This window comes from Pseudomonas sp. NY15372, from assembly GCF_048068215.1.
In the GTDB taxonomy this organism is placed as follows: domain Bacteria; phylum Pseudomonadota; class Gammaproteobacteria; order Pseudomonadales; family Pseudomonadaceae; genus Aquipseudomonas; species Aquipseudomonas guariconensis_A.
Map to the genome: position 1 here is coordinate 41408 of NZ_JBLUPY010000027.1, position 14007 is coordinate 55414.

Here is a 14007-nt window from a genome sequence, read left to right on the forward strand (position 1 = left end):
CACAGGCAGTTCTGCTTCCCAGGCGCAGCAACTACCTCTAGCACCCTCCCATGCGCTGTGAATGCATAATCGGTAGTGTGGTGCCGGTTTTACCCGTGCTGACGCTTCTAATCAGCAAAGTATTGCCGGTTTCTCCCGTGCGCACTATGATAATCAGCATTCAAATGCTGATTAATGGTGTTGCGATGCCGCTCAGACTCACGATCCAGGCTTTCTCCGATGGTGCATGGAGCGATGCAGCAACACTCACGGTTGAGAACCCCGAGCGTGTTGCTGATGGAAGGTGTCTTGTCGCATACGACGACGAATACATCATCGCGAACGTTGACCGCATGGAAGATCGTTGCGAACTAGCCCTAAGCGTTAACCTTCCGTTGAACTGGGACCACCATGACGTCAAAGGGTATCCAGCATTCCTCTACGACATCATTCCCTCTGGTGCTGCCAAGGATTCTCTTGAATCCCGCTACGGGCGTCTTAAACCCGAAGGCGTGGAAATGGGGCTGTACCTTCTAGAACGTTTCACGCCGGCCCCTATTGGGCATGTGCGCATCAAGGAGTCGGTGGAAGGCCTTCAGCCAGATCGGAACGAGGCTTTCGCGCCCGCTGAGGTCGTGGACAGGACGAACGAATTTCTTGAGTACGCCTATGAAGCCGGTGCGGCGTTGGGCGGTGCTACCGGTGCCAACGGGCAAGCCCCCAAGCTGGTCATGACCGAAGCCCGCGACGGTGCTTTGTACGCTGATGCGATGCTCCCCGATGACCAGGCGTGCCGTCACTGGCTGATCAAGTTCGCGCGTAATCGAGGTGGCGAGCGCGACAAAGACATCCTGCGAACAGAGTTTCATTACTACAAGGCGGTTGCTGCCCTCGGCCTTGATACGGTTCCCACTGATGGTTTGGCACTTGAAGAGGCGGTGAAGCCAAGCCTCTGGATGCCACGATTTGATCGCCGAGTAGTGGATGGCGTGGTGGAGCGGATACCGCTGGAGTCGGTGTACTCGATCTGCGGCATTACCGGCTACGGGCATCCGATGGCACACGCCGAAGTGGTTCACCGACTGGTAGGTCTATGGATCGAGAACGGCCAGCAGGATGAGGTGGACGACCTGGTGTTCGAGTACGTGCGGCGCGATCTGCTGAACCGCATTCTAGGGAACACCGATAACCACGGCCGCAACACCTCCATCATGCGTGAGGGTGGGAGGTTTCGTTTAGCGCCAATCTATGACCTCGCGCCAATGATCCTGGATGAAGAAGGCATCACACGGACGACGAAGTGGGCGGCGGAGCGTAAGGGGTCTTCTAATTGGAGCGACAACTGCGCTGAGCTTGTTGGTTACACTGATCCCGATGTTCTGCTGCAACGGTTGATGAATGCGGCTGAGGAATTCCGGGCGTTGCCCGATCTGTTGACCGATGCTCCTGAATCGATGCGCAATGCAGCCTCTCTACCCGTGAATAACCTGGATAAGCGACTCGTGGAGTGGGGACTGCGATGAAAAAACTACAGCCTGAAGAGCGCGCTCAGCTCGTAGAGGATATCGTCAAGCGCAACGCGGCGGGGCTCGATCCAATTGGGACATCCATCCGCCGTCTGCGGCTCGAAGTCACCGGGCTTGACCAAGAGACCTTCGCGGTCATGTGCAAGATGTCCACGAAAAGCCTGTACGAACTGGAAAGCGGGAAGTCGAATCCGAAGCTCAGCACTTTGGAGGCCGTGCTGCGTCTCTTTGGCGTGCGGATGGGTATGGTGATGACTGCCAAAGATAAGCCCACTGGAACGGTCGTCGGCAACAATGTTGGCCAGTTGAAGGCTGGTGGGCCAATCGCTGTGGCCGCGCCGCTGGCCAGTTCCAACGTGGTGGCCGGACCGAAACGAGGGAAAAGCCCTGCGGCAGCCAAAGCGAAGAAGGCAGTGTCGAGGCCGGCATCGCCACGGGCACGGAAAAGCGGTCAGGAAAAGTGAGATTGACGGGTGTGCCGGGCCCCTTTCGTCCCGGTCGGCCAACCCGCGTATTGCTGCCACCCTGACTTGTTTGGTCATGAGTGGTGACAAGCTTCCTAGAACAACCCGCTGGTGGCACGCGAATACACCTGCATGAGCGGCTTTCAGAGCGGCAAAAAAAATGTGCCAGGGTGGTTCTGGCACGCGAGCGGTGACAATTTAATGGGAGTCCCTTAACGAAACGGGACTCTCCCAAATGCGTAAATTTCTTCATGACCTGACGGTGGCCATCGTTGGTGGATTCATCTGCGACTTGGTGCTGTCTGTGGCACTCTCACCGGCAATGCTTACACAGCAACCAACCCTGTTGATCCTTGTTATACAAGTGCAATAGGCGGTTCACCTTTTACCGGAAGAGGCGCGGCGTCATTTGGGTGATGGCCGCCGAACTAAGCGATATCAAGCCTTTTCCTACGGCAAGTCACGGCCTTTTCATGCAGCCTTGACCTTGCACTAGCGGACCTGCAGGGATAAATTGCCCTCAGTCGCGGCAAATTCCGCGACCGGGTTTGGCGACCCGGATAAACTTGGCGCATCAGCGCCCCACACGACTGCAGGCGCTTTTTTTATGCTTGCGGCCTCGTGCTATGGCGGCTGTGCGTGGGAGACCCTCGGGTCTGCCGGGTTCCAAGTTCCCGGTTCGCCAACCTGCGTACAGCTGCCACCCATTGTTTGGCGACGGTGCGTGGCAGCTCCAACCTAACTTGGAGTCTCATGCATGCTTACGTTGAGCCCACTCAGGATCCTCGCATCCGTTCTCCGCCGTCCAACCTCGTCGGCGCCTAAACCCCACCGTTTCTACCCCATCCATACCCAGGGCAACCCAACGCCTGCGCAAAGGCAGGTACCCCATGACTGATCACGAACGCATTGCCAGCCTCCAGCGCTATGTCTGGACCCTCGAATTGCTCGGCGAGTCTCTGGTGCATCATGACGAGCAACTGGAATGTGATCACCAGCCGCAACTGAGTTTCCGCGCCACGGCGGGGATTCATCAGGCGATCAAGATCATTAGCCGTTTGGCGGGTGAGCAGTGCGGGAAACTGCTTGGTGAGGGGCGGGCTGAGGAGGGGGAGTAGAGGTTCGCTGTATGCGTTGGGCGCTGGAGTGGTGAGCTTGGTGAGGATTGGGGCGGCGGCACAAGGTGTTCCTACAGGTTGGCGCTAGCCAGATGTTTTCTGTGTGATAAGGCAAGCCATCGGCAGCGCCCGGGCATCGAATTCGAGGTTATAGGTCATCCAGCGAAACCTTTACCCGTTGAGGGGAGGCGATGCGTTCGCGAACCGTGGCGAGCAGGGCTTCATCCTCTTCCGTCAGGAGTACCGGTTTGAAAGGCAGTTGCCCGCGCTCTGCCACGTATTGCAACGCTTGGCGCATCAGCTCGGATGGCGTGACGCCCAATTTTTCGAGCTCACGATAGGCGCGGATTTTGAGATCGTCGTCGATACGAACATTGATGGATGCCATGATATCGGTCCTTTGTAATGACATTTGTCTTTACGGTGACCTAAAGTGGCTCACCGAGCAAGCCGGTACATGATTTTGCAAACGGATGCCGCTTTGATGTGTTTGATGGCTGCTTAAGAGAGGCGATTCGTTCTGCGCGCCCTTTTCCTACAAAAGGCCGCGCCATATTGAAGGCTTGCGAGTCTTGCGCTGGACAGTACACAGGGATAAATTGCCCATGTCGCCGACACATCGGCGATGCGACCTTGGCCGGTCGGAATCGAAAGGCGCAACAGCGCCCAGTCTTCATCGCAGGCGCTTTTTTTGTGCCCGCGATGTTGCGTCATGGCGGTGGTGCGCGGGACACCTTCGGGTGTGCCGGGCCCCTTTCGTCCCGGTCGGCCAACCCGCGTACTGCTGCCACCTCAACTTGCTTGGCCGCGAGCGGTGGCAGTTCCATAACGAAAGGAACTCATGCATGACCACTGGAAGTCCATTAAGGATCCTCGCATCCGCTCTCCGCCGCCTAACCTCGCCGGCGCCTGAACCCCACCGTTTCTACCCCATCCATACCCAGGGCAACCCAACGCCTGCACAAAGGCAGGTGCCCCATGACTGATCACGAACGCATTGCCAGCCTCCAGAGCTATGTCTGGACCCTCGAATTGCTCGGCGAGTCTCTGGTGCATCATGACGAGCAACTGGAATGTGATCACCAGCCGCAGCTGAGTTTCCGCGCCACGGCGGGGATTCACCAGGCGATCAAGATCATCAGCCGTTTGGCTGGTGAGCAGTGCGGGAAGCTGCTTGGTGAGGGGCGGGCTGGGGCGGGAGAGTAAGAATAGGTGTAGACATCGGGCACAAGGGCCGCTGTGCGGCCCATCGCGGAACAAGCCCGCTCCCACAGGGCTGGATTGGTGTCCAACTTCTTGGGGGCAGTCCAGGGTTGGCGTTAGCCAGAGGTTATTCGCGATGGGCTGCGCAGATGGGCACAGATGCTCAGTCGTTCTCCTGCAAAGATTTGCGATGCTTTAAGGCGGGTTCGAGCCTTGTACTGCGCCGTCCACAGCGATAGCTTGCCCGGACCGCAGCAAAAACCTGCTCGACCTGAATCCTTTGTGGGTTTATATTTTTTAATCTTTAATAAATTTCATAAACCTTGTTGGGAGGTCAGCAATGATCGGCGAACGCCTGAAACGTGCCCGCGCTGCTGCTGGCTTGTCGATGCAGGCGCTCGGAGACCAGGTTGGCGTCAGCTCCAACATGATCAAGAAATACGAGCACGATCAGAGCATGCCCAGTTCCGGCGTTCTGATCCGTCTGAGCAAGGCCCTGTCTGTACGTGCCGAATATTTCTTCCGCCCCACGAAGGTCGAGCTTTCCGGCATCGAGTATCGCAAGCGTTCCAGCACCCCGAAGGCGACCCTCAAGCGCATCGAGGCCGATGTGCTGGACCAGGCGGAGCGCTGGCAGGAGTTGATCAATCTTTGGCCAGAGTACCCGGTGCAGGCATTTACCGTACCTGGAGGCTTGGCGCCACAGGTGGATGCGCTGGAGCAGATCGACGCATTGGCGGACCAGGTTCGTGCCGAGTGGGACTTGGGTCTAAGCCCGATTCCGGACCTTATCGATGTGCTGGAGTCTCGTGGCATCCTGGTGATCATCACGGATGTCGATGCTCAGGCAAAATTCGATGGCTTGCAGGCAACGGTAGCAGGGCAGCCGGTTGTGGTGGTGTCTGCCAACTGGCCGGGTGATCGGCAGCGTTTCACGCTGGCTCATGAGTTGGGATACTTGTTGCTGCATGACCGCTTGGCCGGAACGCTGGATGAAGAAAAGGCCTGCAACCGCTTTGCCTCTTCCCTCCTGGTGCCTGCCAGCGCGATACGCCAGCAGTTGGGTGAAAAGCGGCACATGCTGGAGATGCGCGAGCTCTATCTGCTCAAGACTGAATACGGACTGAGCATGCAGGGTTGTCTTTATCGTGCCGCGGACCTGGGCATCATCCCGCAGAATGTGCGGGAGCGTTTGTTCATGGTCTTCGTCAAGCAAGGATGGCGCAAGCAGGAGCCCGGGCAGCCTTATCGGCAGGAGTCCACGCGTTTGTTCCAGCAATTGGTCTATCGCGCGTTGGGCGAGGGCATCTTGAGCGAGTCCAAGGCCGCTGAGCTGTTGGGCATGACGGTTTTCCAGTTCCATCAGGCACGTAAGCTGGAGTTATTGGATGCAGTTGCTCATCAGTGATGCCAACATCCTGATAGACCTCGAAGAAGGAGAGCTGCTGGACGAGCTCTTCAGGCTTCCCTACCAATTCACTGTGCCCGATATCCTGTTTTTCGAAGAGCTTGAAGCCCAGCATGGCCACTTGTTACGCAGAGGGTTGTCGCTGGGAGAATTGTCGCAGGTCATCACACTTGACCAAGCGCGTGAGGCTTACGAGCGGATGAGAGCCAATGCACGTCGGCTGCCCTGGGCGATGGCTTATCAGCGTTTGGATGATCTGTTTCCATAGCACCGAGCAGCTTCGCCTCGAATGCACGCGCCATGCCTGCCTGTGGATAAACCTCGTTGTGGATTAATTTTCCAGTTCGGTCTCTGGAGTAGGTAGCTGGCTTGGCGATTTGGGCTCGGCTTGATGGCCTAATCGCGCGGCAAGCCCGCTCCCACAGGGCGTTGCAATGGTCAGGGGCGCTGCGGCCGGGGCTTCGAACCAGGTGGGCCAGGAGCTGCGGTGGCGGGTGTCTTCTTCGATGCAGGGGATGAGCCGTTCGGTCAGCACGGCGGTTTGCTGCACGGCCTTGGCGGTGCGGTATTTCACGCTGTGCACGCATTCCCGGTCGCCAAACTCGCAGCGGTTGAGCGTGGTCCCGCCGCAGGGGCCGTTCGCCAGGCCTTTGGGGCAGCTTTCGGGGCAGATATAGAGCGTGTCTTCCAGTCGGCAGCAGCCGCAGGTGTCGCAACCGAGCAATGGCCTTTTCACGCTGCGTTCCAGGCGATGAAGCACGCGGGCGCCGGTGGGCGTTGCCCAGAGGGGGCGTTGCACGGCCCAGCCGAAGGCCTGGCTCAGCCAGTTGGTGCGGCTGAACAGCAATGAATGCGCGCCGTGCAGCAGGTGGTAACGCGCTGTTTCCTTCGGCGAGGCGCTGACCTGGGACTCACCCAGGCGCCAGTTGGCGCCGGGTGGGTGGAAGGTGACGGCGGGTAGGCCGGGCATCTGCCAGCAGGCTCGCCAGGCGGGGGCCCATTGTTCGAGCGAATGAATGCGGGCCTGCCAGTCGTTGAGGGTGTTTTCCAGTGCCTGCAGTTGTTCCAGGTCGTGGATGCCGGAGAGGTGGATGCCGGCATAGCCCATCAGGCGCAGGCCGATGATCTGCAGGGCCAGGCGCTCGAGGCTGCGGGCCTGGGCGTGGGCCTTGGACACGGCGACCTCGGCGGCGAGCAGGTCGTGCATGGAGGGGGTGACGACGATGCCGGCGACGTGCTCGAAGATCTTCGCGCGGCCCAGGGTCAGGCCCATCACGCAGGCCATCAGCGGCTTGGGGTTAGGCTGGCGGTGCATCCACTGGATGGCTTCGAGGTGCTTGCTGGCGTCGAAGCCCAGTTGCAGGGCGAGAAAATCCGCGCCGGCAGCGAGTTTCTTTTCGGCCTTGAAGTACTGGGCACCGCCTTCTTCCTCGCGGTACTTGAACGGGTGCATGCCAGCGCCCAGCAGCCAGTCGGGGCGGGCCTGGCGAACGATCTGCAGGGCGGCGACGGACTCGAGGTAGCGCACCGGGCGCTGGCCGGGCACGTGGCCGGGCAGGCGGTCGCCGGTCAGCAGCAGGAGCTGGTCGAGGCCGGCGGCGTCCATCCGTTGCAGTTGGTCGAGCAGGTGGTGGCGCTCGCGGTCCTTGCCGGAAAAGTGCAGCAGGGTGGGGTGGGGCTGCTGGAAGCTGCTATAGGCGTCGAGCGGCGACATTTCGAACGGGCTGCCGACGCGGTCGGCGATGGCCACGGTCATGGGCCAGCCGCACAGGTGCTTGCGCGCCATGAGAGCTTCGATGCTGGCGAAGCGCTCGCTGGAAGACTTGGGGACGAACTCCATGACGCAGACGAAGGTGTTGTCGTGCAGCGCCGTTTTCAGCTGGCTCATGGGCGGTCGGGTATCTGGTTTGGGCACAGTGGCATTGTGGGGCAGGGCGGGAAGTGGGGGATGTCCGGATGCGTAGGGAATTGCTTTGAATGAGACATGGGGGGTGGCCTTGAGGGCCCTGATCGCGGGACAAGCCCGCTCCCGCAGGGAGGATGCGAGCTGAGGGCGCATCATGAGCAAATCTTGAGTTGTGCTCAAATTAAATGAGTTTGTCTCACGCTGCTGTGCCCAGGAAAATCCCCTCATTCATTTTCACGTTTCTGAGGGACAAGACATGGCACTGGCGCACAACCTGGGCTTTCCGCGTATTGGGCGCGACCGCGAGCTGAAGAAGGCCCAGGAGGCCTTCTGGAAGGGCGAGCTCGACGAAGCCGGCCTGCGCGCGGTGGGCCGCGAGCTGCGTGCCACGCACTGGCAAGTGCAGAAGGACGCGGGTATCGAGCTGCTGCCGGTCGGCGACTTCGCCTGGTACGACCAGGTACTCACCCATTCGTTGACCTTCGGCGTGATCCCGGCGCGCTTTGGCGCCCAAGACGGTGCCAAGCCGACCCTGCACACCCTCTTCGCCATGGCCCGGGGCGTCAGCGACAATTGCTGTGGCGCTCATGCCCAGGAAATGACCAAGTGGTTCGACACCAACTACCACTACCTGGTCCCGGAATTCACCGCCGACCAAGCCTTCACCCTGAGTTGGGAACAGCTGTTCGAGGAAGTGGATGAGGCCAAGGCCCTGGGCCATGCGGTCAAGCCGGTGGTGATCGGCCCGCTGACCTACCTGTGGCTGGGCAAGGCCAAGGGCGGTGACTTCGACAAGCTGGAGCTGGTCGATCGCCTGCTGCCGCTCTACGACACCATCTTCAACCGCCTGGCCGGCCAAGGCGTGGAATGGGTGCAGATCGACGAGCCGATCCTGGCGCTGGACCTGCCCCAAGACTGGAAGAATGCCTACGAGCGCGTCTACAACATCCTGCAGCGCGCGCCGCTGAAGAAATTGGTCGCCACCTATTTCGGCGGCCTGGAAGACAACCTGGGCCTGGCTGCCAACCTGCCGGTCGATGGCCTGCACATCGACCTGGTACGCGCGCCGGAGCAGTTCCCGACCATTCTCGATCGCCTGCCGGCCTACAAGGTCCTGTCCCTGGGCGTGGTCAATGGCCGCAACGTGTGGCGCTGCGATCTGGAAAAGGCCCTGGGTGTGCTGCGCCACGCCGCCGAGCGCCTGGGCGAGCGGCTGTGGGTCGCGCCGTCCTGCTCGTTGCTGCACAGCCCGGTGGATGTGGCCCGTGAAGACCAGCTCGATGCCGAGCTGCAAAGCTGGCTGGCCTTCGCCGTGCAGAAGTGCCAGGAAGTGGCCGTGCTGGCCAAGGCCATCGACGCGCCGCAGGCCCCCGAGGTGCTCGTGGCCCTGGAGCAAAGCCGCGCCGTGCAGGCCAGCCGCGCCGCCTCGCCGCGTATCCACAAGCCGGTCGTGCAGGCTCGGGTAGCGGCGATCGAGCCGGCGGACAGTCAGCGCCAGTCGGTCTTCGCCCAGCGCATCGTCAAGCAGCGTGCCGTATTGGATCTGCCGGCGTTTCCGACCACAACGATTGGCTCCTTCCCACAAACTGCGTCGATCCGTCTGGCGCGCCGAGCATACAAACAAGGCCAGCTGGCCGAGGCCGACTACATCGAGGCGATGCAGAACGAAATCCGCCAGGCGGTGCAGATCCAGGAGCAACTGGGCCTGGATGTGCTGGTGCACGGCGAGGCCGAGCGCAACGACATGGTCGAGTACTTCGCCGAGCAGCTCGACGGCTTCGCCTTCACGCGTTTCGGTTGGGTGCAGAGCTACGGTTCACGCTGCGTGAAGCCGGCGGTGATCGTCGGCGACCTGAGCCGCCCGAAAGCCATGACCGTAGGCTGGAGTACCTATGCCCAGGGCCTGACCGACAAGCCGATGAAGGGCATGCTGACAGGCCCGGTGACCATGCTGATGTGGTCCTTCCCGCGTGAGGACGTGAGCCGTGAGACCCAGGCCCGGCAGCTGGCGCTGGCCATTCGTGACGAAGTGCTGGACCTCGAGGCGGCGGGCATCCGCATCGTGCAGATCGACGAAGCCGCCTTCCGCGAGGGTCTGCCACTGCGTCGCAATGCCTGGCCGCATTACCTGGACTGGGCGACCGAAGCCTTCCGCCTGTGCGCCTCGGGCGTGCGTGACGAGACCCAGATCCACACCCACATGTGCTACAGCGAGTTCAACGATGTGATCGAGTCGATCGCTGCGATGGACGCCGATGTGATCACCATCGAGACTTCGCGTTCGGACATGGAGCTGTTGGCGGCCTTCGAGCGTTTCAACTACCCCAACGAGATCGGCCCTGGGGTGTACGACATCCACTCGCCACGGGTGCCGAGCAAGGAGGCGATGGTTGAGTTGTTGCGCAAGGCGGCCCTGCGTATTCCGGCCGAGCGGCTGTGGGTCAACCCGGACTGTGGCTTGAAGACCCGTGGCTGGCCGGAGACCGAGGCGGCATTGGTGAACATGGTGGCTGCGGCTCGGGAGCTGCGGGGTGATGGCTTGGTTGTGGGTTCGAAGGGGTAGGGCGGCGGGGGCCGGTGTTGCCTGTACTGGCCCAATCGCGGGACAAGCCCCCACAGGGATCCCATGGCAACAAGCGTACACGGGGCCTGTGGAGCCAACTGTCTTGAGCTCCCACAGGTACGGCGGTGTCTCTGAAAACAGCGCAGGCCTGTGGGAGCGGGCTTGTCCCGCGATTGGGCCTTAAGATCAGCGCTCGATCGCCAGCGCTACACCCTGCCCGCCACCAATGCACAGCGTCGCCAGCCCTTTCTTGGCATCGCGCTTGATCATCTCGTGCAGCAAGGTCACCAACACGCGGCAGCCGGAGGCGCCGATGGGGTGGCCAAGGGCGATGGCGCCGCCGTTGACGTTGACGCGCGCAGCGTCCCACTCCAGCGACTTGCCCACCGCCAGGGCCTGGGCGGCGAAGGCTTCGTTGGCTTCGATCAGGTCCACATCGCCCAGCTGCCAACCGGCTTTATCCAAGCAGCGCTGGGTGGCGGACACCGGGCCGATGCCCATGATCGCCGGGTCGACGCCTGCGCTGGCATAGGATGCGATCTTCGCCAGCACCGGCAGGCCCAGGGCCTTGGCCTTGGTGGCGCTCATCAGCAGCACGGCGGCGGCGCCGTCGTTCAGGCTCGAGGCGTTGCCGGCGGTGACGCTGCCGTCTTTCTTGAAGGCCGCGCGCAGCTTGCCCAAGGTCTCGGCCGTGGTGCCGGGGCGTGGCTGTTCATCGGTGTCGAACACCCGCGGCTCGCCTTTTTTCTGCGGCATCACGATCGGGGTGATTTCATCCTTGAAGCGGCCGGCTTCGATGGCGGCCACGGCCTTGCGCTGGGATTCGGCGGCGAAGGCATCCTGCTGCTCGCGGGTGAGGCCGTATTTTTCCACCAGGTTCTCGGCGGTGATGCCCATGTGGTAGTCGTTGAAGGCGTCCCACAGGCCATCGCTGATCATGGTGTCGACCATCTGGCCATGGCCCATGCGCTGGCCGGTGCGGGCCGAGGGCAGCACGTAGGGCGCCAGGCTCATGTTCTCCTGGCCGCCGGCGATCACCACCTCGGCGTCGCCGCAGCGGATCGCCTGGGCCGCCAGGTGCAGGGCCTTCAGGCCCGAGCCGCACACCTTGTTCAGGGTCAGGGCGGGCACGCTGTAGGGCAGGCCGGCCTTGATCGCGGCCTGGCGCGCCGGGTTCTGGCCGGCACCTGCGGTCAGCACTTGGCCGAGGATCACTTCGTCGACCTGGGACGGGGCCAGCTGGGTCTGCTCCAGCAGGCGCTTGATGACTGCGGCGCCGAGGTCCACGGCCGGCACATTGGCCAGCGCACCCTGGAAGCTGCCGATGGCGGTACGGGTTGCGGCGACGATGACCACGTCGTTCATCTTGTTGTTCTCCGTGCAAGGGGTGGGCGCCGGGTCGGCGGATTGCACCAGCATCGGCGGGTTGGGTTCATTTGTTAAGTTTGTTTTTCTTTGCGATTGATCCGAAAAGTAAATGAATGGCCGGCAGGCGTGAAGAGGGCCCTCGGGCAAATGCGCCGCGGCTGGCTAAGCTTGTTCTGTCCACTTCTCCCATTGGAGCCATCACCATGCGGACCCTGATCGCCGTCGGCGTGCTGCTCGCAAGCAGCGCCGCCTTCGCCACCACCGAATGCACCACTGCCGACAAAAGCACCTGGCAAGACCAGGATAAATTCCAGGCCCAACTCAAGGAGCAGGGCTATCGCATCAACAAGTTCAAGGTCACCAAGGGTAACTGCTACGAGATCTACGGCTTCGACAAGGACGGCCGCAAGGTCGAGATCTACCACGACCCGGTGACCGGCAAGGCGGTCAAGAGCGAGATCCATGACTGATGGCCAGCGTGCGGCTCTGGGACCCGTTGCTCAGGTGCTGCCACTGGTCCCTGGCCTTGGTGTTCTTCGCCAATTCCTTCTTCAACGAAGAGGGTGACGACTGGCACCAATGGCTGGGCTACTACGCCTTGGCCTGCGTGGCCGTGCGCCTGGTCTGGGGCTTCGTGGGGCCGCCCAGCGCGCGCTGGGCGGACTTCTGGCCCACGCCGTCGCGGCTGGCGGCACACGCCAGGGCCCTGGTGAAGGGCGCGCCCTATCATCGCCTTGGCCATTCGCCGATCGGCGCGCTGGTGATGCTGCTGATGCTTGCCTGCGTCGTCGGGTTGGGCGTGACCGGCTGGCTGTCCCAGGAAGTGGATGCCCTGTGGGGCGTCGACTGGCCCACGGATGTGCACAGCGTCCTGGCCAACGCCTTGCTGGCGCTGGTCTGCGTGCACCTGCTGGCTGCGGTGGTGGAGAGCGTGCGCCTGCGGGAAAACCTGCCGCTGTCGATGCTCACCGGCCGCCGTCGCCTGCCGGACGACCAGGGTTGAGCCAGGTTGTTTTGAATCACGCCAATCACCTCCGTAATATGTGTCGGATAACCTGCGGGGGTAGTCTCACCCTCTGATCAAACGGAATCGTCCCCTGCGGCGCGCTTCCTCGGCACAAACCTGAAGAGGTACAGACATTGGCCATCATTCATCCCAAGGTTCGCGGTTTCATCTGCACCACGACTCACCCGAAGGGCTGCGAGCTCAACGTTCGTGACCAGATCGAAGCCACCCGCAAGCAGGGTGTGCGCGAAGATGGTCCGAAGAAAGTCCTGGTGATCGGTGCATCCAGCGGCTACGGCCTGGCGGCGCGCATCACCGCAGCCTTCGGCTTCAAGGCCGACACCCTGGGTGTGTTCTTCGAAAAGCCGGGCACCGAGACCAAGGCCGGTACCGCCGGTTGGTACAACGCTGCCGCCTTCGACAAGTTCGCCAAGGCCGAAGGCCTGTACAGCAAGTCGATCAATGGTGACGCCTTCTCCGACGAAGCCCGCGCCAAGGTCATCGAGCTGATCAAGAACGAAATGGGCGGCAAGGTCGACCTGGTGGTCTACTCGCTGGCCTCGCCGGTGCGCAAGCTGCCGCAGACCGGCGAACTGGTACGCTCGGCGCTCAAGCCGATCGGCCAGCCGTACAAGTCGACCGCCATCGACACCAACAAGGACACCATCATCGAGGCCAGCATCGAGCCGGCCACCGAGCAGGAAATCCAGGACACCGTCACCGTCATGGGCGGCCAGGACTGGCAGTTGTGGATCGACGCCCTGGCGGGCGCCGGCGTGTTGGCCGAAGGTGCGCGTACCGTGGCCTTCAGCTACATCGGCACGGAAATCACCTGGCCGATCTACTGGCACGGTGCTCTGGGCCAGGCCAAGCAGGACCTGGACGAAACCGCCCTGCGCCTGGACAAGAAGCTGGCCGCCGAGGTCAAGGGTGGCGCCAACGTGGCGGTGCTCAAGTCGGTCGTCACCCAGGCCAGCTCGGCCATCCCGGTCATGCCGCTGTACCTGTCGATGGTCTTCAAGATCATGCAGGAGAAGGGCGTGCACGAAGGGACCCAGGACCAGCTGGACCGCATGTTCCGTGACCGCATGTACCGCGCCGATGGCGCTGCGATGCCGGTGGACGAAAAGGCCCGCCTGCGCCTGGACGATTGGGAACTGCGCGACGACGTGCAGGACGCCTGCAAGGCCCTGTGGCCGCAGGTAACCACCGAGAACCTGTTCCAGCTGACCGACTATGCCGGTTACAAGAAGCAGTTCCTCAACCTGTTCGGCTTCGAGCGCGCTGACGTCAACTATGACGAAGACGTGGCCACCGACGTGAAGTTCGACTGCGTCGAACTGTAAGCGCTCGTAGGTTGTGGGGGCCGCTGTGCGGCCCCTTTCGCGGCACAAGGCCGCTCCGACACGCCGGGCCCCGGCCCCCGGTGGGTGGGCCGTGTGGCGCGGGGGGTGGGCCACAGCCCA

General features: G+C 62.0%; 13 protein-coding genes. 10 read left to right on the forward strand and 3 right to left on the reverse strand.

Going from position 1 to position 14007, the window contains the following annotated elements; genetic code table 11:
* Window positions 1–146: 146 nt before the first annotated feature.
* The 3 genes from ACNFG0_RS17155 (at window position 147) to ACNFG0_RS17165 (ending at window position 3087) form a co-directional block, all read left to right on the forward strand.
* Window positions 147–1502, forward strand: a complete 1356-nt coding sequence (locus ACNFG0_RS17155) for a type II toxin-antitoxin system HipA family toxin (RefSeq protein WP_416765753.1) — start codon at window positions 147–149, stop codon at window positions 1500–1502.
* Complete coding sequence (locus ACNFG0_RS17160) at window positions 1499–1969, forward strand: helix-turn-helix domain-containing protein (RefSeq protein ID WP_416765742.1); 471 nt, start codon at window positions 1499–1501, stop codon at window positions 1967–1969. The genes ACNFG0_RS17155 and ACNFG0_RS17160 overlap by 4 nt, the downstream gene beginning before the upstream one ends.
* A gap of 890 nt (window positions 1970–2859) precedes the next feature.
* The gene (locus ACNFG0_RS17165; protein ID WP_416765743.1) at window positions 2860–3087 is read left to right on the forward strand and encodes a hypothetical protein; all 228 of its coding nucleotides are present in this window, start codon (window positions 2860–2862) and stop codon (window positions 3085–3087) included.
* Between the two features lie 148 nt (window positions 3088–3235).
* Here ACNFG0_RS17165 and ACNFG0_RS17170 read toward each other — a convergent pair whose 3' ends face one another.
* Window positions 3236–3475, reverse strand: a complete 240-nt coding sequence (locus ACNFG0_RS17170; RefSeq protein ID WP_196144438.1) for a type II toxin-antitoxin system RelB/DinJ family antitoxin — start codon at window positions 3473–3475, stop codon at window positions 3236–3238.
* A 590-nt stretch (window positions 3476–4065) separates the two neighbouring features.
* Between ACNFG0_RS17170 and ACNFG0_RS17175 the strand changes: the two genes are divergently transcribed.
* The 3 genes from ACNFG0_RS17175 to ACNFG0_RS17185 all read left to right on the forward strand — a co-directional run bounded on the left by ACNFG0_RS17175 (window position 4066) and on the right by ACNFG0_RS17185 (window position 5966).
* Window positions 4066–4293, forward strand: coding sequence for a hypothetical protein (locus ACNFG0_RS17175; protein ID WP_416765744.1), 228 nt, complete (start codon window positions 4066–4068; stop codon window positions 4291–4293).
* Window positions 4294–4630: 337 nt separating this feature from the next.
* On the forward strand, window positions 4631–5698 hold the full coding sequence (locus tag ACNFG0_RS17180; protein ID WP_416765746.1) for a helix-turn-helix domain-containing protein: 1068 nt from the start codon (window positions 4631–4633) through the stop codon (window positions 5696–5698).
* Window positions 5679–5966, forward strand: coding sequence for a hypothetical protein (locus ACNFG0_RS17185; protein WP_416765747.1), 288 nt, complete (start codon window positions 5679–5681; stop codon window positions 5964–5966). Before ACNFG0_RS17180 ends, ACNFG0_RS17185 begins: the two co-directional genes overlap by 20 nt.
* A 63-nt stretch (window positions 5967–6029) precedes the next feature.
* Here the strand turns inward: ACNFG0_RS17185 and ACNFG0_RS17190 are convergent, their stop codons facing one another.
* A complete protein-coding gene (locus ACNFG0_RS17190) occupies window positions 6030–7586 on the reverse strand; it encodes a methylenetetrahydrofolate reductase C-terminal domain-containing protein (RefSeq protein WP_416765748.1) in 1557 nt (518 codons plus the stop codon).
* A 274-nt stretch (window positions 7587–7860) separates the two neighbouring features.
* On the opposite strand from ACNFG0_RS17190, the gene metE reads away from it, so the two are divergent.
* Window positions 7861–10167 carry a 5-methyltetrahydropteroyltriglutamate--homocysteine S-methyltransferase gene (metE, locus tag ACNFG0_RS17195; protein ID WP_416765750.1) on the forward strand — a complete coding sequence of 769 codons (2307 nt, stop codon included), beginning with the start codon at window positions 7861–7863 and terminating at the stop codon, window positions 10165–10167.
* Window positions 10168–10353: 186 nt separating this feature from the next.
* On the opposite strand, the gene ACNFG0_RS17200 is transcribed toward metE, so the two are convergent.
* Window positions 10354–11532, reverse strand: coding sequence for an acetyl-CoA C-acetyltransferase (locus ACNFG0_RS17200; protein ID WP_416765755.1), 1179 nt, complete (start codon window positions 11530–11532; stop codon window positions 10354–10356).
* Between the two features lie 206 nt (window positions 11533–11738).
* Between ACNFG0_RS17200 and ACNFG0_RS17205 the strand changes: the two genes are divergently transcribed.
* From ACNFG0_RS17205 to fabV, 3 genes are all read left to right on the forward strand, one after another.
* Window positions 11739–12005: a PepSY domain-containing protein gene (locus tag ACNFG0_RS17205; protein ID WP_416765751.1), complete on the forward strand. Its 267-nt coding sequence runs from the start codon at window positions 11739–11741 to the stop codon at window positions 12003–12005.
* Window positions 12005–12538, forward strand: coding sequence for a cytochrome b/b6 domain-containing protein (locus ACNFG0_RS17210; protein WP_196155841.1), 534 nt, complete (start codon window positions 12005–12007; stop codon window positions 12536–12538). The genes ACNFG0_RS17205 and ACNFG0_RS17210 overlap by 1 nt, the downstream gene beginning before the upstream one ends.
* 137 nt (window positions 12539–12675) lie before the next feature.
* Window positions 12676–13887 (forward strand): enoyl-ACP reductase FabV, encoded by a 1212-nt coding sequence (gene fabV / locus ACNFG0_RS17215; RefSeq protein ID WP_196144433.1) that lies wholly within the window; start codon window positions 12676–12678, stop codon window positions 13885–13887.
* Window positions 13888–14007 lie beyond the last annotated feature (120 nt).

What these genes read in the sequence shown, in the direction of transcription:
- ACNFG0_RS17200 (WP_416765755.1), bottom strand. Translation starts at nt 11,532, where the DNA reads ATGAACGACGTGGTCATCGTCGCCGCAACCCGTACCGCCATCGGCAGC.
- ACNFG0_RS17205 (WP_416765751.1), top strand. Translation starts at nt 11,739, where the DNA reads ATGCGGACCCTGATCGCCGTCGGCGTGCTGCTCGCAAGCAGCGCCGCC.
- ACNFG0_RS17180 (WP_416765746.1), top strand. Translation starts at nt 4,631, where the DNA reads ATGATCGGCGAACGCCTGAAACGTGCCCGCGCTGCTGCTGGCTTGTCG.
- ACNFG0_RS17155 (WP_416765753.1), top strand. Translation starts at nt 147, where the DNA reads ATGATAATCAGCATTCAAATGCTGATTAATGGTGTTGCGATGCCGCTC.
- ACNFG0_RS17190 (WP_416765748.1), bottom strand. Translation starts at nt 7,586, where the DNA reads ATGAGCCAGCTGAAAACGGCGCTGCACGACAACACCTTCGTCTGCGTC.
- ACNFG0_RS17170 (WP_196144438.1), bottom strand. Translation starts at nt 3,475, where the DNA reads ATGGCATCCATCAATGTTCGTATCGACGACGATCTCAAAATCCGCGCC.
- ACNFG0_RS17185 (WP_416765747.1), top strand. Translation starts at nt 5,679, where the DNA reads ATGCAGTTGCTCATCAGTGATGCCAACATCCTGATAGACCTCGAAGAA.
- metE (WP_416765750.1), top strand. Translation starts at nt 7,861, where the DNA reads ATGGCACTGGCGCACAACCTGGGCTTTCCGCGTATTGGGCGCGACCGC.
- ACNFG0_RS17165 (WP_416765743.1), top strand. Translation starts at nt 2,860, where the DNA reads ATGACTGATCACGAACGCATTGCCAGCCTCCAGCGCTATGTCTGGACC.
- ACNFG0_RS17160 (WP_416765742.1), top strand. Translation starts at nt 1,499, where the DNA reads ATGAAAAAACTACAGCCTGAAGAGCGCGCTCAGCTCGTAGAGGATATC.
- ACNFG0_RS17210 (WP_196155841.1), top strand. Translation starts at nt 12,005, where the DNA reads ATGGCCAGCGTGCGGCTCTGGGACCCGTTGCTCAGGTGCTGCCACTGG.
- ACNFG0_RS17175 (WP_416765744.1), top strand. Translation starts at nt 4,066, where the DNA reads ATGACTGATCACGAACGCATTGCCAGCCTCCAGAGCTATGTCTGGACC.